Source organism: Pseudomonas sp. Irchel s3a10 (assembly GCF_900187525.1).
In the GTDB taxonomy this organism is placed as follows: Bacteria; Pseudomonadota; Gammaproteobacteria; order Pseudomonadales; family Pseudomonadaceae; genus Aquipseudomonas; species Aquipseudomonas koreensis_G.
In genome coordinates, this window is the sequence record NZ_FYDR01000006.1 from 357,241 (window position 1) to 376,893 (window position 19,653).

Genomic DNA, 19,653 nt, shown 5'->3' on the forward strand with positions numbered 1-19,653 from the left:
AGACTCACCGAACCCTCAAAACCTTGCCGGTTGCGCCTATGGTTCGCTTGAGTATGGTCTTGCTCGGTAATGACTTTGTCCGCAAACGCTGGACCGCGCTGGCGCTGACCGGCATTGTCTGGGGCGCGGCCGGGCTGGCGATCTTCATCGATGCGCTGGATGGCGTTTTGTATTTCCCGCTGCATCTCTTCGGCTATCTGTTGTTGCTCGAAGCGCTGATCCTGCTGCTGGTGCCGGCCCCGCAAACTGGAACGGCTGCTGCACTGCGTAAAGCGCGAGGTCTGGCGTTTCTCTTGCTGGGGCTGCTGATCGTTGACCGGCAACATGCTGCCGGGCTGATCCTGGCGGTGCTATTTGGCGGGGCTTTCATCGTTGATGGGGTCTTCAGGCTGGCGGCTGCGTTGGTGGTGCGCTTTGTCGGCTGGCAAGTGTCGCTGCTGGCGGGGTTGTTCGAACTCGGCTTTGGCGTGTTCATCCTCGAACCGTATCCGACGCTGTATAAGGGCACGGTGCCGTTCTGCATCGGCATGAGCCTGTTTCTCTCGGGCTGCGCGTTGTTGCGCCAAGCCGTGCGCTTCAGGCACCTGCCGCCGCTGACAAGCCCTGTTGCGCTTAGTGCGCCGGCCAGCAGCGACGCATTGGTCATTCATGTCTGGACCCCCAGCGGCACCGTCGATGACACTCTGGTGCGCAACCGTCTGCTCAACCGCTATATCGCCGCAGTCGACATCAACGGCGTAATCTCGGCTGGCCACGCGGCACTGGAATGTGGCCCGGACATTTACATCAGCCATTACCCGCTGGACGACATCGATCGTTCGGCGGGGGATTTCGTGCGCTTGCTGCGGGCGACGCCGAACAACGATGTCGCCGGGCGGTTTCTGCCTGACTATGCGGGGGAAGTGGCGGACTGGTGCCCGTCTTCGGTTCAGGTCAGTTTTGCTCACTACGACGCCCGGCGACTGCAGGCGTTCTGGGCTGAGTATCGACAGAACAGCACATACAACCTCACCAGTCGCAACTGCTCGAGTGCTGTCGCCCATAGTCTCGAAGCGGCCCTTGAAGGGGCGATGAATCGCGGGCATTCGAGCATGCTCGATTTCGCCAGAGTGATACTCAGCCCCGAGTTCTGGGTGGCGGCGCAGGTGCGTAAACGCGCCGAAGTAATGGCCTGGACGCCCGGTCTGGTGCTCGATTACGCACGGGCGCTGCATGCCGCCATCGAGCCGGCACCGCCGGGCTGGCACAGCATGTATGCGGTGACCAAACGCGCTTGCGGTTATGCGCTGACGGCCTTGCGCGGGCGCGAAGTGCATCCCCTCCAGCCGCCATCTGTGCATCCTTCCGACAAATCCTGACCGACGTTACACCGAGTCGCTGCCTTCGCGAGCAAGCTCGCTCCCACATTGGTCCATGTATGCATGAGATCCCTGTGGGAGCGAGCTTGCTCGCGAAGACGTCCGCCTGTGCAACACAAAAACCCAGTCCACTGGTCAACTAATTACAAAGCAACCTAACTATTACGTTGACATTCGCTGCCTAGGCAGTAACATCTCGACATACATTCACTGCCTAGGCAGTTATTAGGTGAGCACATGAAGCATTTCACCCCGGACGAATTCAAACACTGCCATCTCGGCCTGTTGCTCGGCCGTGCCGCGCTGCTCAAGGACCGGATTATCGACACCCACATGGAACCCCACGGCATCACCGCTGCGCAGTTCAAGGTGTTGATCATCATGGCCCAGTTCGGCGTCGACACCCCGGCCGAGCTGTGCCGGCATCTGTCGCTGGACAGCGGTTCGATGACACGCATGCTCGATCGTCTGGAGCAGAAAGGTTTCCTGGCTCGCCAACGCAGCGAAGGCGATCGCCGTCAGGTGCAACTCAAGCTCACCGAGCAGGGCCAGCAACTGGCCGATCGCCTGCCCTACATCGGCGCCGATGCGATGAATGAACTGGCCGGCGCCGTCACCACGGACGAGTTGAAGACCCTGGAATACATCCTCAAGAAAATCCTGCTGGCAGCCGGTGATCCGATCACTATCCAGCGGTTAGGTGAACACAATGAGCGGTAAAACCTTGCGCAGCAGCCTGACCCTGGTGCTGTCGGCGATGATCCTCGCCGGCTGCGCCAACTACAGCGGCCTCGACACTCAAGGCAAAAGCCTGGATGCGAAAAGCCTCAACGCCAGCCAGTCCCTCAACGGCGTGACTCTGTCGCCGGCCGCGTGGCCGAAGAGCGACTGGTGGACCAGCCTTGGCGATCCGCAACTCGACGGTCTGATCCGCGAAGCGCTACACGACAGCCCGGACATGCAGATCGCCGAAGCCCGCGCGCATCAGGCCAGTGCCGCCGCGTATGCCGCCGATGCCGAACGCTATCCGACCCTCGACGCCAGCGCCGGCATCAGCCGTTCGCGCTTGGCCAAGGATCAGGACCCGCGAGGGCAGGGCGATGCCTACGCCACCGTGCGTAACGTCAGCGCCGGTTTCAATTACAACTTCGACCTCTGGGGCGGTCAGCGTGATGCCTGGGAAGCTGCACTGGGTCAGGCTCGCGCTGCCGAAGTCGACCGTCAGGCCGCGCAATTGACCCTCGCCGCCGATGTGGCCCGCGCCTACAGCGATCTGGGTCAGGCGCATATCGTCTACGACCTGGCCCACGAAGATCTTAAACGCACCAAACAGATGCTCGATTTGAGCCAGCGCCGCTTGAGTGCCGGGATCGACAGCCAGTACCAGTTCCAGCAAACCCAAAGCCTTGAGGCCAGTTCCGAAGCCAGCCTGATCGACGCGGAAAAACGCTTGAACAGCGCCAAAATCGCCCTTGCCGTGTTGCTCGGTAAAGGTCCGGATCGCGGCGGCGAAATCGCCCGGCCAAAAGTGTTGCAGGCCAGTGCCGTGGCGGTGCCGTCGGTGCTGCCGGCGGAACTGCTTGGCCGTCGCCCGGATCTGGTCGCTGCGCGCTGGCGTGTAGAGGCGGCGAGCAAGGACATCGACTCGGCGAAAACCCGCTTCTATCCGAACTTGAACCTCACGGCCTCGGCCGGTGCGGAATCCTTGTTGGGTGACGCGATGTTCGGTTCGGCCAGTCGTTTCTTCAACATCGCCCCGACCATCTCGGTGCCGATTTTCGATGGCGGGCGCCTGCGCGCCAACCTCGATGCGCGCGACGCCGATTACGATCTGGCGGTGGCGCAGTACAACAAAAGCCTGGTGAAAGCACTGGGCGATGTCAGCGACACGATCAACCAGTTGCGCGACATCGGCCGGCAGATCGGCGCGCAGCAGCACGCCACCGAGATTGCTCAGGATTCTTACAACACCGTCGTCCAGCGTTACGGTTCCGGCATCGGCAACTACCTGGACGTGCTCAGCATCGAGCAGCAATTGCTGCAGGCCCAGCGTCAGCTGGCCAACCTCAATGCCGAGCAGATCGACCTGTCGATTCAACTGATGCAAGCGCTGGGCGGCGGCTTCCAGGGTGAAACCCTGACCGCAGCCAACGCCACCCCAGCCACGTCGCACAACTAATTCAGGTATTTGTCATGGCCACTGCCGAAAACACTCAAGCTCAAGCCAACACCCCCGACACCGGCAATCCGCGCAAGCGCAAAGTTATGCTGTTGGTCTTGGCCGTTATCGTGCTCCTCGCCTGTGCTGGCGTGTGGGCGTATCACGAATTCATCGGGCGCTTCAACGAAAGCACCGACGACGCCTACGTCAACGGCAACGTCGTTGAGATCACGCCGCTGGTGACCGGCACCGTGGTCAGCATCGGCGCCGACGATGGCGATCTGGTTCACGAAGGGCAGGTGCTGATCAACTTCGACCCGAACGACGCTGAAGTCGGCCTGCAAAGTGCCCAGGCCAAGCTGGCGCGCACCGTGCGTCAGGTACGTGGCCTCTACAGCAACGTCGACGGCATGAAAGCTCAGGTCAACGCGCAACAAGCCGAAGTGCAGAAGGCCCAGGACAACTACAACCGCCGGAAAAACCTCGCTGCTGGCGGGGCGATTTCCCAGGAAGAGCTGTCCCACGCTCGTGACGACCTGACCTCGGCGCAAAACGCCCTGGCCAACGCCAGACAGCAACTGAAAACCACCAGCGCGCTGGTCGATGACACCGTGGTCTCGTCGCACCCGGACGTGATGTCGGCCGCAGCGGATCTGCGTCAGGCGTACCTGACCAACGCCCGTAGCACCCTGATCGCGCCAGTCACCGGTTATGTCGCCAAGCGCACCGTGCAACTCGGTCAGCGCGTACAGCCGGGCACCGCGCTGATGGCGGTGATTCCGCTGGATCAACTGTGGATCGACGCCAACTTCAAGGAAACCCAACTGCGTGACATGCGCATCGGCCAGCCGGTGGACATCGAGTCCGACATCTACGGCAGCGACGTGAAATACAGCGGCACCGTCGACAGCCTCGGCGCCGGCACTGGCAGCGCGTTCGCCCTGTTGCCGGCGCAGAACGCTACCGGTAACTGGATCAAGATCGTGCAGCGCGTGCCGGTGCGGATTCACATCAACGCCGAAGAACTGGCCAAGCACCCGCTGCGGGTCGGTCTGTCGACCAACGTTGAAGTGAACCTGCACGACCAGAGCGGCCCGGTGCTGGCTCAGCAACCGCCGCAAAAGGCCTCGTTCAGCACCAACGTCTACGACCGCCAACTGGCTGAAGCCGACGCGATGATTGCGCAGCTGATCCACGACAACAGCGCAGCGGTGAGCAAGACCGCGCAACGCTGAGATCACACCTGACCCTGTGGGAGCGAGCTTGCTCGCGAAAGCGGTGGGTCATTCAGCATTGATTTGTCTGACAGGCCGCCTTCGCGAGCAAGCTCGCTCCCACAAGAGGGCGGCGTCAACCCGGTTCCAAAGGATTCACAATGAGCAATAACGCCTCTTTCACGCCGCCCAGCCTGTTGCTCAGCACCATCGGCCTGTCGCTGGCGACGTTCATGCAAGTGCTCGACACCACCATCGCCAACGTGGCGCTGCCGACCATTTCCGGCAACCTCGGAGTGAGTTCGGAGCAGGGCACCTGGGTAATCACCTCGTTTGCCGTGAGCAACGCCATCGCGCTGCCGCTGACCGGTTGGCTCAGTCGGCGTTTCGGCGAGGTGAAGCTGTTTCTCTGGGCCACCATCCTGTTCGTGCTGGCCTCGTTCCTCTGCGGTATCTCCACGTCGATGCCGGAACTGATCGGCTTCCGTGTGCTGCAAGGCCTGGTGGCCGGGCCGCTGTACCCGATGACGCAGACGCTGTTGATTGCGGTCTATCCCCCCGCGAGGCGCGGCATGGCCCTGGCGTTGCTGGCGATGGTCACGGTGGTCGCGCCAATTGCAGGTCCCATTCTTGGTGGCTGGATCACTGACAGCTACAGCTGGCCGTGGATCTTCTTCATCAACGTACCGATCGGCATCTTTGCGGTGATGGTGGTGCGCTCGCAACTGGCCAAGCGTCCGGTGGAGACCAGTCGCCAGCCGATGGACTACGTCGGTCTGATCACGCTGATCATCGGCGTCGGCGCGTTGCAGGTGATCCTCGACAAGGGCAATGACCTGGACTGGTTCGAGTCGAACTTCATCATCATCGGTGCGGCGATTTCGGTGATCGCCCTGGCAGTGTTCGTCATCTGGGAAATGACCGATCAGCATCCGGTGGTGAATCTGCGCCTGTTCGCCCATCGCAACTTCCGCATCGGCACACTGGTGCTGGTGCTGGGTTACGCCGGGTTCTTCGGCATCAACCTGATCCTGCCGCAGTGGCTGCAAACGCAGATGGGTTACACCGCGACCTGGGCCGGTCTGGCGGTGGCGCCGATCGGGATTCTGCCGGTGCTGTTGTCGCCATTTGTCGGCAAGTACGCGAACAAGTTCGACCTGCGCCTGCTGGCCGGTCTGGCGTTCCTCGCGATTGGCCTGAGCTGCTTCATGCGCGCCGAGTTCACCAACGAGGTGGACTTCCAGCACATCGCTCTGGTGCAGCTGTTCATGGGTATCGGCGTGGCGCTGTTCTTCATGCCGACCCTGAGCATCCTGATGTCCGACCTGCCACCGAGCCAGATCGCCGACGGCGCAGGCCTTGCGACCTTCCTGCGCACTTTGGGCGGCAGCTTTGCCGCATCGCTGACCACGTGGATCTGGATCCGCCGCGCCGATCAGCATCATGCATACATGAGCGAAAGCATCAGCACCTATGAGCCGGCGACCCGCGAGACCTTGAATCATTTGGGCGGCGCGAGCCAATCGGCGTACGCGCAGATGGATCAGATCCTCACCAGCCAGGCGTACATGCTCTCCACCGTGGATTACTTCACGTTGTTGGGTTGGGGCTTCATGGGGCTGATTCTGATTGTGTGGCTGGCGAAGCCGCCGTTTGCTGCCAAGGCCGGCCCGGCTGCCAGCGGCCACTAGGCAAAACGCGGTCAAAAATGTGGGAGCGGGCTTGCTCGCGAAAGCGGTGTGTCATTCAGCTGAGATGTCGACTGAACCACCGCCTTCGCGAGCAAGCCCGCTCCCACATTGGGTTTTGTGTTGTGTCAGCTGGCAGGTGCTGCCAGTTGTGGTGGCGGGGCAAAGTCGAACGGCGCCAGGGCAAACCCGTTCTCATCCACCTGTAACGCCCAACCCTGACGATCCCAGTCCCCCAGCACAATCCGCTTCGCCGCTTGCTCGCCGAGCTGCAGCTTGTGGATCGCCGGACGATGGGTGTGGCCGTGAATCAGGGTTTTCACCGCGTATTGCTGCATGATCCGCGGAATTTCCTCAGGCGTGACATCAACAATGTCATTGGCCTTCATCCGCGTCTGCGCGCGGCTTTCGCTGCGCAGCTTGCGCGCCAGTTTGTGGCGGGTGCTCAGCGGCAGGTGGCGCAGGATAAACAGAGTGATCGGGTTGCGCAGGTAGCGCCGCAACTTCATGTAGCCCACGTCGCGGGTGCACAGGCTGTCGCCGTGCATCAGCAGCACCGGCTCGCCATAGAACTGCACGACACTCGGGTCCTTCAACAGGGTGCAGCCGGCTTCTTTGCAGAAGGCCTTGCCGAGCAGGAAGTCGCGATTGCCGTGCATCAGAAAGATCGCCGTGCCGCTGTCGCTCAACTGGCGCAGGGCCTGGCAGATGGAACGCTGGAAGGGCGTCATGGCGTCGTCGCCAATCCACGCCTCAAAGAAGTCGCCGAGAATGTAGAGCGCACTCGCCGAGCGGGCGCGTCCGGCGAGCAAATCCAGAAACGCCCGGGTGATGTCCGGGCGCTCCTCTTCCAGATGCAAGTCTGAAATCAGCAATATCACGCTTCGATGATCTCGGCTTTCTCGATGATCACGTCGTCTGCTGGTACGTCTTGATGGCCGGACTTGGAAGTGGTGGCGACGCCTTCGATCTTGTCGACTACATCGGTACCGGCAACGACTTTACCGAACACGGCATAACCCCAGCCCTGAGCGGTCTTGGCGGTGTGGTTCAGGAAGCTGTTGTCGGAAGCGTTGATGAAGAACTGCGCCGAAGCCGAATGCGGGTCCATGGTGCGGGCCATGGCGATGGTGTACTTGTCGTTCTTCAGACCGTTGTCAGCTTCGTTCTGGATGCTCGGGCTCTTGTCTTTCTTTTCTTTCATGCCTGGCTCGAAACCGCCGCCCTGGATCATGAAGCCCTTGATCACACGGTGGAACACCACGTTCTCGTAGTGACCTTTCTTAACGTATTCGATGAAGTTGGCAGCGGTGATCGGCGCTTTTTCCGCGTCCAGTTCGATGACGATGTCGCCGTAGTTGGTGGTCAGTTTGACTTGAGTCATGATCGCTACTCTTTATAAGGAATTCGTGGTTTTCGGACACTGAGTACCGAAACCGGTTCAGCCTGCATCGGCCAAGGTGCGCAGTTTAGCGTGACAGGCGCGAATTTCGAGGCTGTTTTTCAAATCCCGGTGATTAAATGCGCTCCTTTATAGGCCACGCTCTGTCAGCCCCTTGACAGCATCGGCTATGATAGCGGCTTTGTTTTGTCTGGCCCCCTTTGCGGCCGCGCACATGTAAGTCAAGGATCCTATGAGCAAGCCCACTGTCGACCCTACCTCGAATGCCAAGTCCGGCCCTGCCGTGCCGGTCAATTTCCTGCGGCCGATCATCCAGGCAGACCTGGACTCGGGCAAGCACACCCAGATCGTCACCCGTTTTCCGCCTGAGCCCAACGGCTACCTGCACATCGGCCACGCCAAGTCGATCTGCGTGAACTTCGGCCTGGCCCAGGAGTTCGGCGGCGTCACGCACCTGCGTTTCGACGACACCAATCCGGCCAAGGAAGACCAGGAATACATCGACGCGATCGAATCCGACGTCAAATGGCTGGGCTTCGAGTGGTCCGGCGAAGTGCGCTACGCCTCGCAGTATTTCGACCAGTTGCACGACTGGGCGGTGGAACTGATCAAGGCCGGCAAGGCCTACGTCGACGACCTGACCCCTGAGCAGGCCAAGGAATACCGTGGCAGCCTGACCGAGCCGGGCAAGAACAGTCCGTTCCGCGACCGTTCGGTGGAAGAGAACCTTGACTGGTTTGCACGCATGCGCGCCGGTGAGTTCCCGGATGGCGCCCGTGTGCTGCGCGCGAAGATCGACATGGCCTCGCCGAACATGAACCTGCGCGACCCGATCATGTACCGCATCCGCCACGCCCATCACCATCAGACCGGTGACAAGTGGTGCATCTACCCGAACTACGACTTCACCCACGGTCAGTCGGACGCCATCGAAGGCATCACTCACTCGATCTGCACCCTGGAATTCGAAAGCCATCGTCCGCTGTACGAGTGGTTCCTGGAAAACCTGCCGGTGCCGGCCAACCCGCGCCAGTACGAGTTCAGCCGCCTGAACCTGAACTACACCATCACCAGCAAGCGCAAGCTCAAGCAACTGGTCGATGAAAAGCACGTCAATGGCTGGGACGACCCGCGCATGTCGACGCTGTCGGGCTTCCGTCGCCGTGGCTACACGCCGGCGTCGATCCGCAACTTCTGCGACATGATCGGCACCAACCGTTCCGATGGCGTGGTCGATTTCGGCATGCTCGAGTTCAGCATCCGTCAGGACCTCGACGCGAACGCGCCGCGCGCCATGTGCGTGCTGCGTCCGTTGAAAGTCGTGATCACCAACTACCCGGAAGGTCAGGTCGAAAACCTCGAACTGCCGCGTCATCCGCAGAAAGAAGAACTCGGCGTGCGCCAGCTGCCGTTCGCCCGTGAAATCTACATCGACCGCGATGATTTCATGGAAGAACCGCCAAAGGGCTACAAGCGCCTGGAGCCGAACGGCGAAGTGCGTCTGCGTGGCAGCTACGTGATCCGTGCGGACGAAGCGATCAAGGACGCCGACGGCAACATCGTCGAGCTGCGTTGCTCGTACGACCCGGACACCCTCGGCAAGAACCCTGAAGGCCGCAAGGTCAAAGGCGTGATCCACTGGGTGCCGGCGGCTGCCAGCATCGAGTGCGAAGTGCGTCTGTACGATCGCCTGTTCCGTTCTCCGAACCCGGAGAAGGCCGAAGACAGCGCGAGTTTCCTCGACAACATCAACCCTGACTCACTGCAAGTGCTGACCGGTTGTCGTGCTGAGCCATCGCTTGGCAACGCACAGCCGGAAGACCGTTTCCAGTTCGAGCGCGAAGGCTACTTCGTTGCCGACATCAAGGACTCGAAACCAGGTCAGCCGGTATTCAACCGTACCGTGACCCTGCGTGATTCGTGGGGCCAGTGATTTAGCGTCAAGGAAATATAAAGTGCTGACGATCTACAACACGCTCACCAAGAGCAAAGAAGTCTTCAAGCCGCTGGATGGCAACAAGGTGCGCATGTACGTGTGCGGCATGACCGTGTACGACTACTGCCACCTCGGCCACGGCCGCAGCATGGTCGCGTTCGACCTGGTGACCCGCTGGTTGCGTTTCAGCGGTTACGACCTGACCTACGTGCGCAACATCACCGACATCGACGACAAGATCATCAATCGTGCCCGCGAGAACGGTGAGTCGTTCGAAGCGCTGACTGAGCGCATGATCGCCGCGATGCACGAAGACGAAGCGCGCCTGAACATCAAGAAGCCGGACATGGAACCGCGCGCCACGGATCACATTCCGGGCATGCACGCGATGATCCAGACCCTGATCGACAAGGGCTTCGCCTACGCCCCGGGCAATGGTGACGTGTACTACCGCGTCGCCAAATTCATGGGCTACGGCAAGCTGTCGCGCAAGAAGATCGAAGACCTGCGCATCGGCGCGCGCATCGAAGTCGACGAGTCGAAAGAAGACCCGCTGGACTTCGTGCTGTGGAAAGCCGCCAAGCCGGGCGAGCCGAGCTGGGAATCGCCGTGGGGCGCCGGGCGTCCGGGCTGGCACATCGAGTGCTCGGTGATGTCCACCTGCTGCCTCGGTGAGACCTTCGACATTCATGGCGGCGGCAGCGACCTCGAGTTCCCGCACCACGAAAACGAAATCGCCCAGAGCGAAGCGGCCACCGGCAAGACCTACGCCAACGCGTGGATGCATTGCGGCATGATCCGTATCAATGGCGAGAAGATGTCCAAGTCCTTGAACAACTTCTTCACCATTCGCGACGTGCTCGACAAGTACCACCCGGAAGTCGTGCGTTACCTGCTGGTATCGAGCCACTACCGCAGCGCGATCAACTACTCGGAAGACAACCTCAAGGACGCCAAGGGCGCTCTGGAGCGTTTCTACCACGCGTTGAAAGGCCTGCCGAGCGTTGCTCCGGCTGGTGGCGAAGCCTTTGTCGAGCGTTTCACCACGGTGATGAACGACGACTTCGGCACGCCGGAAGCCTGCGCGGTGCTGTTCGAGATGGTGCGTGAGATCAACCGTCTGCGCGAGAGCGATCTCGACGCGGCGGCCGGTCTGGCGGCACGTCTGAAAGAACTGGCGAGCGTGCTGGGCGTGTTGCAGCTGGAAGCCGATGACTTCCTGCAGGCGGGCGCTGAAGGGCGTGTCGATGCGGCTGAGGTTGATGCGTTGATTGCGGCGCGTCTGGCGGCACGTGCGGGTAAGGATTGGGCTGAGTCCGATCGTATCCGTGACCAGCTGACGGCAATGGGCGTGGTGCTGGAAGACGGCAAGGGTGGGACTACCTGGCGTTTGGCTGACTGAATGCCTGATCCGCTTTAAAAACAAAACCCGCCGTGTGCGGGTTTTTGTTTTTGGGGGGGCGCTGTGGTTTTTGTGGTGAAGGGACTGGCGCCTTCGCGAGCAAGCCCGCTCCCACACGGGTCATCGGTTACGCCACCAATCCTGAGTCGGTCGCAAATCCCTGTGGGAGCGGGCTTGCTCGCGAAGAGGCCCACAAGGCCGACGCATCATTCAGCCTGGCGCAAGCGCTTGTAGAGGGTATTGCGGCTCACACCAAGTCTGCGTGCCAGATGCGAAATATTGCCCCCGGACGCTTTCAACTCGCGGTTCAACGCCTCCACATCATTCAGATCCAGCCCCAGCGGCTGCACGCTCTCCACCGGCTCCATCTCCAGATCGACAAAAAAATCATCCGGCAGATGCTCCGGCCGCACCGGTTGCTCCTCGGCCATTGCCAGCGCTACCTGCATCACACTGCTGACCTGACGCAGATTACCCGGCCACGGGTGCCGCTCGAACAGCTCCAGCACTTCGCGGCTGAGCCCGGCCCACTGCGTCGGCTCACGATGCTGTTCCCACAAGCGTTTGAACAGCGCCTCCTTATCACTGCGCTCTCTGAGCGGTGGCAACTCCAGGGTCAAACCGCCGATGCGGTAGTACAAGTCCTCACGAAACCGCCCCAGTTGCACTTGTTCGCGCAAAGAGCGGTTGGTCGCCGAGATGATCCGCAGATCCACCGGGAACAAATCGCTGCTGCCCACCGGTTGCACGCAGCGCTCCTGCAACACCCGCAGCAGCCGGGCCTGAGTCGGCAACGGCATGTCGCCGATTTCGTCGAGGAAGAGGGTGCCTTTGTCGGCTTTGCGGATCAGGCCGATGCTGCCTTTCTGGTTGGCACCGGTGAACGCGCCTTTTTCATAGCCGAACAGTTCCGACTCCACCAGTTCGGCGGGGATCGCCGCGCAGTTGACGGCGATAAATGCCTGTTTGCTGCGCGAGCTGGCCTGATGCAAAGCTTTGACGAAGACTTCCTTGCCGACCCCGGTTTCGCCGTGGATCAGCAGCGGAATGTCTTTTTCCAGCAGGCGTTCGGCCTGGCGCACGGCTTTCTCGACGCGGCTATCACCGAAGTGCAGGGTGCTGAGGCTGATCGCTCCAGCTGGTTTGTTCGACGTTTCGGTGTTTTTCGGGTCTGCAAACACCCGGGGCTGGATCGCAGCCTGTTTCGGCCGCTTCAGCAAACACTGAAAACGGTTGCGCCCGGAGGTCTGCAGGGCGAACGGCAAGCCGTCCGGCTGATTGATCAGCTCCAGCAGCGACACGTTGAACAGGCTCTCGACACTGACCCGCGACAAGCGCACGCCGAGCAGATTGTCGGCGCGGCGATTGGCCGACAGCACTTGACCGCTCTCATCGAAAATCAGCAAACCGGCCCACTGACTGTCGAGGTTGTTCAACCCGGTGTTGAAGGTCAGTTGAAAGTGCTGGCCATGGAACAGGTTGAGGATCAGCCGGTTCTCAACGGTCTGGCTCATCATCTTGACCATGCCCAGGGTGTGCGACGGCGGCAGGTAGCTGTCGCTGGACACGTCGAGCACCGCGATCACCTTGCGCTCGGCATCGAAAATCGGCGCGGCGGAACCGGTCATGAAACGGTTGGCTTTCAGAAAGTGTTCATCGTGCTCGATGTGCACCGCCTGTTCGCAGGCCAGCGCGGTACCGATCGCGTTGGTGCCGCTGCAGCGCTCCATCCAGCTCGCCCCGGCCTGAAACCCCCGCGCCAGATTCGGCTCGATAAAGCGCTGAGTACCCCACGAGGTCAGCACCTGGCCCTGATGGTCGGCGAGCATGATCAGGCAGTTGGAGTTGCTCAGGATGTTCTCGTAGTACGGCAGCACTTCCTGATGGGTGGTCTGCACCAGCGCGTGGTGACTGTCGAGCAACTGCGCGATGCCGGCGGCGGGCAGTTGATCGAAGGCCGGGGTGCTTTGGTGGTCAAGGCCGAACGCGCGGCAACGTTGCCAGGAGGTCTGGACAATTGCGTCGTGGGACAGCGGCGGGGCAGGTGCGGCCATGGTGGTGGGCCTCTGAAGGGCATTTTATTGTTGTTATGGCACTGCTTTCAAAACCAACACAGATCAAAACTGTGGGAGCGGGCTTGCTCGCGAAAGCGGTATATCAGACACATTTACATCGACTGACCACCGCCTTCGCGAGCAAGCCCGCTCCCACATTGGATTTTCATCGTTCACAGAATTTGGGCAAAAAGCGTTCATAGAGTGTTGTTCACTATTGTTCATTGTCAATCGCCCAACTGTTCAAATGTGTTCAGCAATGAACGCCCATTTCCCGCGTTTTCAGCCCTTTTCACGACAAATCAAGCACTTGTCATTTCTGGCACGAATGTCGCTCTGCTGCACAGGTCGCTTGACTCCAATAATAAAAAGGCCGAGCCATGTCACTCACCCTGGAGCACGTCAGCCGCACCGTCGAGGGCCAGACCTGGATCGACGATGCGTGCCTGAAATTCGAACCCGGTTCGTTCAACGTTTTGCTCGGCCGTACCCTGTCCGGCAAAACCAGCCTCATGCGTTTAATGGCCGGGCTCGATAAGCCCGACAGCGGCCGCATCCTTATGAACGGCGTCGACGTCACCCAGCGCCCGGTGCGCCTGCGCAACGTGTCGATGGTTTATCAGCAGTTCATCAATTACCCGACCATGACCGTGTTCGAGAATATCGCCTCGCCGCTGCGTCAGGCCGGTGTTTCCAAAGAAATCATTCATAGCAAGGTGCTGGAAACCGCGAAGATGCTGCGCATCGAGAAGTTCCTGCAGCGCTATCCGCTGGAGCTGTCCGGCGGCCAGCAGCAGCGTACGGCGATGGCCCGGGCGCTGGTCAAGGATGCCGAACTGATCCTGTTCGACGAGCCGCTGGTCAACCTCGATTACAAGCTGCGCGAAGAGCTGCGTCAGGAAATGCGCGAGCTGTTCAAGCTGCGTCACACCATTGCGATTTACGCCACCACCGAGCCCAACGAAGCGTTGGCGCTGGGCGGCACCACGACGATTCTGCACGAGGGCCGGGTGATCCAGAGCGGCCCGTCGACCTCGGTTTACCACCAGCCGCAAACCGTGCTGGCGGCGGAGCTGTTCTCCGAACCGCCGATCAACCTGATGCCCGGGCGCATTGCCGGCAACGAAGTCAGCTTCGCCAATTTCGTGCACTTTCCGCTGAACGTCGACCTGCGTCCTGTAGGCGAGGGCGAGTTTCGCTTTGGCGTGCGCCCCAGCCATATCTCGCTGGTGCCGAGCAACGATGACGATCTGGAGCTGGCGGTTACCGTCGAAGTGGCGGAGATCAGCGGCTCGGAAACCTTCCTGCATGTGCGCAACGAGCATTTCCTGCTGGTGCTGCACCTGCCGGGGGTTCACGAATACGACGTCGATGCGCCGATCCGCATCTACATCCCGACTCACAAACTGTTCGTGTTCGATGCGCAGGGCCGTCTGGTGCAGGCACCGGGCCAACGTGTCGCGAGGGTTGCCTGATGGCCGAAATCCGTTTGCAGCACCTCGCCCACAGCTACAGCAAAACCCCGAGCGGCGCGGAGGATTACGCGATCCGCGAGATGGATCACGTCTGGGAGCAGGGCGGCGCCTATGCCTTGCTCGGCCCTTCGGGTTGCGGCAAGTCGACCTTGCTCAACATCATTTCCGGCCTGCTCAGCCCCTCGCAAGGGCATGTGCTGTTCGATGGCAAAGCGGTCAACGACCTGACCCCGGAGAAGCGCAACATCGCCCAGGTGTTCCAGTTCCCGGTGGTCTACGACACCATGAGCGTGTTCGATAACCTGGCCTTCCCTCTGAGAAATCAGGGCATGGCCGAGGCGAAAGTGCTCAGCAAGGTGCAGGAAATCGCCGAAGTCCTCGACCTGCAAAACCTGCTGAGCAAGAAGGCGCGCAACCTCACCGCCGACGAAAAACAGAAAGTCTCCATGGGCCGTGGTCTGGTGCGTGACGATGTCTCGGCGATTCTCTTTGACGAGCCGCTGACGGTGATCGACCCGCACCTGAAATGGAAGCTGCGGCGCAAGCTCAAGCAGATCCACGAGCAGTTCAACATCACCATGGTCTACGTCACCCACGATCAACTGGAGGCCTCGACCTTCGCCGACAAGATCGCGGTGATGTATGGCGGGCAGATCGTGCAATTCGGCACGCCCCGTGAGTTGTTCGAGCGGCCGAGCCATACCTTTGTCGGCTACTTCATCGGCAGTCCGGGGATGAACCTGATCGAAGTGCAACCGCAGCCCGGCGGGGTCGGTTTCGCTTCGACTCACCTGCCACTGTCCGCCGCCCTGCAACGACATATCGAACACGGTCAGTGGAAAAATCTGAAGGTCGGCATTCGCCCGGAGTTCATTCACGTCTGGGACGAGCCGTTTGATGACGCGATGCAGGCGCGGGTGGTACACGTCGAAGACCTCGGCACCTACAAGATCCTCACCCTTGACCTCGATGGCGCACCGCTGAAAGTGCGTCTGGCCGAAGACAAACCGGTGCCGCAGGGCACGGCGTACATCAGTTTTCCTGCGCAGTGGCTGATGGTTTATGCCGATGAGTTTCTGCTTGAAGCCGATGAAGAGGTGCAGCCATGAACAAGGTGCAGAACAACAAGGCCTGGTGGCTGGTGTTGCCGGTGTTCCTGCTGGTGGCGTTCAGTGCGGTGATCCCGATGATGACCGTGGTCAACTACTCGGTGCAGGACATCTTCGACCAGTCCAGCCGCTACTTTGTCGGCGCCGACTGGTACAAGCAGGTGCTGCTCGATCCGCGCCTGCATGACTCGCTGCTGCGCCAGTTCATCTACTCGGCCTGCGTGCTGTTGATCGAAATCCCGTTGGGCATCGCTGTCGCCTTGACCATGCCGACCAAGGGCCGCTGGTCGTCGGTGGTGCTGATCATTCTGGCGATTCCGTTGCTGATCCCGTGGAACGTGGTGGGCACCATCTGGCAGATCTTCGGCCGCGCCGATATTGGACTGCTCGGTTCGAGCCTGAATGCGCTGGGCATCAGTTACAACTACGCGGCCAACACCATGGACGCCTGGGTCACGGTGCTAGTGATGGACGTCTGGCACTGGACTTCGCTGGTGGCACTGCTGTGCTTCTCCGGGTTGCGGGCGATTCCCGACGTGTATTACCAGGCGGCGCGGATCGACCGCGCCTCGGCCTGGGCAGTGTTCAGGCACATCCAGTTGCCTAAACTGAAAAGCGTGCTGCTGATCGCGGTGATGCTGCGCTTCATGGACAGTTTCATGATCTACACCGAGCCGTTCGTGCTCACCGGCGGCGGGCCGGGCAATGCCACGACCTTCTTGAGCCAGACCTTGACCCAGATGGCCGTCGGCCAATTCGATCTGGGGCCGGCGGCGGCGTTTTCGCTGGTGTACTTCCTGATCATCCTGCTGGTCTCGTGGCTGTTCTACACCGCCATGACCCATTCCGACGCCAATCGCTGAGGGCCCGGCCATGAGCAAGAGAAAGCTGATCCCGTTGCTGGTGTACATCCTGTTTCTGCTAGTGCCGATCTACTGGCTGCTGAACATGTCGTTCAAGAGCAACACTGAAATTCTCGGCGGGTTGACCCTGTTTCCGCAGGATTTCACCTGGCACAACTACAAGGTGATTTTCACCGACCCGAGCTGGTACACCGGTTATCTCAATTCGCTGTATTACGTCAGCCTGAACACGGTGATCTCGCTGAGTGTGGCGCTGCCGGCGGCGTACGCGTTTTCGCGCTATCGCTTCCTCGGCGACAAGCACCTGTTCTTCTGGCTGCTGACCAACCGCATGGCGCCACCGGCGGTGTTTCTGTTGCCGTTCTTTCAGTTGTATTCGTCGATCGGACTGTTCGACACGCACATTGCCGTGGCCTTGGCGCACTGCCTGTTCAACGTGCCGCTGGCGGTGTGGATTCTGGAAGGCTTCATGTCGGGTGTGCCGAAGGAAATCGACGAAACCGCCTACATTGATGGCTACAGTTTCCCCAAGTTTTTCGTGAAGATTTTCATCCCGTTGATCGGCTCCGGCATCGGCGTCACGGCGTTTTTCTGCTTCATGTTTTCCTGGGTCGAGCTGCTGCTGGCGCGCACGCTGACCTCGGTCAACGCCAAGCCGATCGCCGCAGTGATGACCCGCACGGTCTCGGCTTCGGGTATCGACTGGGGCGTGCTGGCGGCGGCGGGGGTGTTGACCATCCTGCCGGGCATGCTGGTGATCTGGTTTGTTCGCAACCACGTGGCCAAGGGCTTTGCCCTCGGTCGGGTCTGAGGAGCTGATGATGGAATGGATGAGTTGGACGACACCTACAGCTGCATTCTTTATCGTCATCGGCCTGATTCTGGTGGGGATGACGACGTGGGAATTGCGCTCGCCAAGCATCCTGCGACGCGGTTTTCTGCCGATTGCCACCACCCGTGGCGATCGCTTGTTCATCGGTCTTCTCGGCAGCGCCTACCTGCATCTGCTGGTAATCGGCGTCACCGACTGGAGCATCTGGGTAGCGTCCGCGCTGTCTCTGGTGTGGCTGTTGGTTGTGATGCGCTGGGGCTAGTCGAGTCGCTCGGCAATCGTGCTCCGTAACTCAAACTGGAGGTCTCTATGTTCGACAAAAACAATAAGCTGCGACATAGCATTTCATTGGCAGCCTTGCTGGCACTCAGCGGTTTGAGCGCATCTGCCTGGGCCGATGCCTACGAAGACGCTGCGAAAAAATGGATCGGCAGCGAGTTCAAACCGTCGACCCTGACGGCCGAGCAGCAGCTCGAAGAATTGAAGTGGTTCATCAAGGCCGCCGAGCCGTTTCGCGGCATGGAAATCAAAGTGGTTTCCGAGACCCTGACCACCCACGAATACGAGTCCAAGGTGCTGGCCAAGGCCTTCAGCGAAATCACCGGGATCAAGCTCACCCACGACCTGCTGCAAGAAGGCGATGTGGTGGAAAAAATGCAGACGGTGATGCAGTCGGACAAGAACATCTACGACGGCTGGGTCAACGACTCGGACCTGATCGGTACGCACTTTCGCTACGGCAAAACCGAATCGATCACCGACCTGATGGCCAACGAAGGCAAGAACTTCACCTCGCCGACCCTCGACATCAAGGACTTCATCGGCATCTCGTTCACCACCGCGCCGGACGGCAAGATCTATCAACTGCCCGACCAGCAGTTCGCCAACCTGTACTGGTTCCGCGCCGACTGGTTCGAACGCGCGGATCTGAAAGCCAAGTTCAAGGAAAAATACGGCTACGAATTGGGCGTGCCGGTGAACTGGTCGGCCTATGAGGACATCGCCAAATTCTTCAGCGAAGACGTCAAGGAAATCGACGGTAAACGCGTCTACGGCCACATGGACTACGGCAAGAAAGACCCGTCGCTGGGCTGGCGTTTCACCGATGCCTGGTTCTCCATGGCCGGTGGCGGCGACAAGGGCCTGCCCAACGGCTTGCCGGTGGACGAGTGGGGGATTCGCGTCGAGGACTGCCATCCGGTTGGTTCCAGTGTGACCCGCGGCGGCGACACCAACGGCCCCGCGGCGGTGTTCGCCACCACCAAGTATGTCGACTGGCTGAAGAAGTACGCGCCACCGGAAGCGGCGGGCATGACTTTCTCCGAGTCCGGCCCGGTGCCGTCGCAAGGCAATATTGCCCAGCAGATCTTCTGGTACACCGCGTTCACCGCCGACATGACCAAACCGGGCCTGCCGGTGGTCAACGCCGACGGCACGCCGAAATGGCGCATGGCGCCGTCGCCGCGTGGGCCGTATTGGGAAGAGGGCATGAAGCTCGGGTATCAGGACGTGGGGTCGTGGACGTTCATGAAGTCCACTCCTGAGAAACAGAAACTCGCGGCGTGGCTGTACGCGCAGTTCGTCACTTCGAAAACCGTGTCGCTGAAGAAAACCATCGTCGGCCTGACGCCGATCCGCGAGTCGGACATCAACTCGCAGGCGATGACCGATCTGGCGCCGAAGCTCGGTGGCCTGGTCGAGTTCTACCGCAGCCCGGCCCGCGTGCAATGGACCCCGACCGGGACCAACGTGCCGGACTATCCGCGTCTGGCGCAATTGTGGTGGAGCCACATCGCCGAAGCGGCCAGCGGCGAGAAGACTCCGCAACAGGCGCTGGACGGCCTGGCCAAGGATCAGGACGCAATCATGACCCGCCTCGAACGCTCCAAGGCGCAAGCTACTTGCGCACCGAAAATGAACCCGGAACGCGACGCGCAATACTGGTTCGATCAACCGGGCGCACCAAAACCGAAACTGGCCAACGAGAAGCCGAAGGGCGAGACCGTGAGCTACAACGAACTGCTGAAATCGTGGGCGGATGCGCGTAAGTAACAGCTGAAACGTGAAAGGCGAACGGCACCGGAAGGTGCCGTTTTTTTGCTGCCTGATCTACCGTAATCGCTTGCAGGCAAGCTCCCACAGGTTTCTGCGTCGCTCAC

General features: G+C 60.5%; 16 protein-coding genes. 13 read left to right on the top strand and 3 right to left on the bottom strand.

Annotation, left to right across the window (positions count from 1 at the left end):
• Positions 1-38: 38 nt before the first annotated feature.
• The 5 genes from CKW11_RS19610 to CKW11_RS19630 all read left to right on the top strand — a co-directional run bounded on the left by CKW11_RS19610 (position 39) and on the right by CKW11_RS19630 (position 6,424).
• Positions 39-1,358 (top strand): HdeD family acid-resistance protein, encoded by a 1,320-nt coding sequence (locus CKW11_RS19610; RefSeq protein WP_095138868.1) that lies wholly within the window; start codon positions 39-41, stop codon positions 1,356-1,358.
• A 237-nt stretch (positions 1,359-1,595) separates the two neighbouring features.
• The gene (locus CKW11_RS19615) at positions 1,596-2,078 is read left to right on the top strand and encodes a MarR family winged helix-turn-helix transcriptional regulator (RefSeq protein WP_095138870.1); all 483 of its coding nucleotides are present in this window, start codon (positions 1,596-1,598) and stop codon (positions 2,076-2,078) included.
• Positions 2,068-3,537 (top strand): efflux transporter outer membrane subunit, encoded by a 1,470-nt coding sequence (locus tag CKW11_RS19620; RefSeq protein WP_095138872.1) that lies wholly within the window; start codon positions 2,068-2,070, stop codon positions 3,535-3,537. Before CKW11_RS19615 ends, CKW11_RS19620 begins: the two co-directional genes overlap by 11 nt.
• 14 nt (positions 3,538-3,551) lie before the next feature.
• Positions 3,552-4,754, top strand: a complete 1,203-nt coding sequence (locus CKW11_RS19625; RefSeq protein WP_095138874.1) for an efflux RND transporter periplasmic adaptor subunit — start codon at positions 3,552-3,554, stop codon at positions 4,752-4,754.
• Between the two features lie 140 nt (positions 4,755-4,894).
• Complete coding sequence (locus CKW11_RS19630) at positions 4,895-6,424, top strand: DHA2 family efflux MFS transporter permease subunit (protein ID WP_007961985.1); 1,530 nt, start codon at positions 4,895-4,897, stop codon at positions 6,422-6,424.
• Positions 6,425-6,549: 125 nt separating this feature from the next.
• Here CKW11_RS19630 and lpxH read toward each other — a convergent pair whose 3' ends face one another.
• Positions 6,550-7,302: a UDP-2,3-diacylglucosamine diphosphatase gene (lpxH, locus tag CKW11_RS19640; RefSeq protein WP_095138878.1), complete on the bottom strand. Its 753-nt coding sequence runs from the start codon at positions 7,300-7,302 to the stop codon at positions 6,550-6,552.
• The gene (locus tag CKW11_RS19645) at positions 7,299-7,805 is read right to left on the bottom strand and encodes a peptidylprolyl isomerase (protein WP_095138880.1); all 507 of its coding nucleotides are present in this window, start codon (positions 7,803-7,805) and stop codon (positions 7,299-7,301) included. The genes lpxH and CKW11_RS19645 overlap by 4 nt, the downstream gene beginning before the upstream one ends.
• Positions 7,806-8,055: 250 nt before the next feature.
• Here CKW11_RS19645 and CKW11_RS19650 point away from each other — a divergent pair, with 250 nt between their 5' ends.
• Together CKW11_RS19650 and cysS are read left to right on the top strand one after the other, a co-directional pair.
• Positions 8,056-9,756 carry a glutamine--tRNA ligase/YqeY domain fusion protein gene (locus CKW11_RS19650; RefSeq protein ID WP_047291683.1) on the top strand — a complete coding sequence of 567 codons (1,701 nt, stop codon included), beginning with the start codon at positions 8,056-8,058 and terminating at the stop codon, positions 9,754-9,756.
• A 22-nt stretch (positions 9,757-9,778) separates the two neighbouring features.
• Positions 9,779-11,161 (top strand): cysteine--tRNA ligase, encoded by a 1,383-nt coding sequence (gene cysS / locus CKW11_RS19655; protein WP_047291685.1) that lies wholly within the window; start codon positions 9,779-9,781, stop codon positions 11,159-11,161.
• Positions 11,162-11,367: 206 nt separating this feature from the next.
• Here cysS and CKW11_RS19660 read toward each other — a convergent pair whose 3' ends face one another.
• The gene (locus CKW11_RS19660) at positions 11,368-13,215 is read right to left on the bottom strand and encodes a sigma-54-dependent Fis family transcriptional regulator (RefSeq protein ID WP_095138882.1); all 1,848 of its coding nucleotides are present in this window, start codon (positions 13,213-13,215) and stop codon (positions 11,368-11,370) included.
• Positions 13,216-13,595: 380 nt separating this feature from the next.
• On the opposite strand from CKW11_RS19660, the gene CKW11_RS19665 reads away from it, so the two are divergent.
• The 6 genes from CKW11_RS19665 to CKW11_RS19690 are packed head-to-tail and all read left to right on the top strand — an operon-like array spanning position 13,596 to position 19,546.
• Entirely contained in the window at positions 13,596-14,690 is a 1,095-nt protein-coding gene (locus CKW11_RS19665; protein WP_095138884.1) for an ABC transporter ATP-binding protein, read from the top strand.
• Positions 14,690-15,799 carry an ABC transporter ATP-binding protein gene (locus tag CKW11_RS19670; RefSeq protein WP_095138886.1) on the top strand — a complete coding sequence of 370 codons (1,110 nt, stop codon included), beginning with the start codon at positions 14,690-14,692 and terminating at the stop codon, positions 15,797-15,799. Before CKW11_RS19665 ends, CKW11_RS19670 begins: the two co-directional genes overlap by 1 nt.
• Positions 15,796-16,662, top strand: coding sequence for a carbohydrate ABC transporter permease (locus CKW11_RS19675; protein WP_007961995.1), 867 nt, complete (start codon positions 15,796-15,798; stop codon positions 16,660-16,662). The genes CKW11_RS19670 and CKW11_RS19675 overlap by 4 nt, the downstream gene beginning before the upstream one ends.
• Before the next feature lie 10 nt (positions 16,663-16,672).
• The gene (locus tag CKW11_RS19680) at positions 16,673-17,473 is read left to right on the top strand and encodes a carbohydrate ABC transporter permease (RefSeq protein ID WP_027614646.1); all 801 of its coding nucleotides are present in this window, start codon (positions 16,673-16,675) and stop codon (positions 17,471-17,473) included.
• Between the two features lie 10 nt (positions 17,474-17,483).
• Positions 17,484-17,756 carry a DUF2160 domain-containing protein gene (locus CKW11_RS19685; protein WP_095138888.1) on the top strand — a complete coding sequence of 91 codons (273 nt, stop codon included), beginning with the start codon at positions 17,484-17,486 and terminating at the stop codon, positions 17,754-17,756.
• Positions 17,757-17,803: 47 nt separating this feature from the next.
• A complete protein-coding gene (locus CKW11_RS19690; RefSeq protein ID WP_095138890.1) occupies positions 17,804-19,546 on the top strand; it encodes an ABC transporter substrate-binding protein in 1,743 nt (580 codons plus the stop codon).
• Positions 19,547-19,653: the final 107 nt, after the last annotated feature.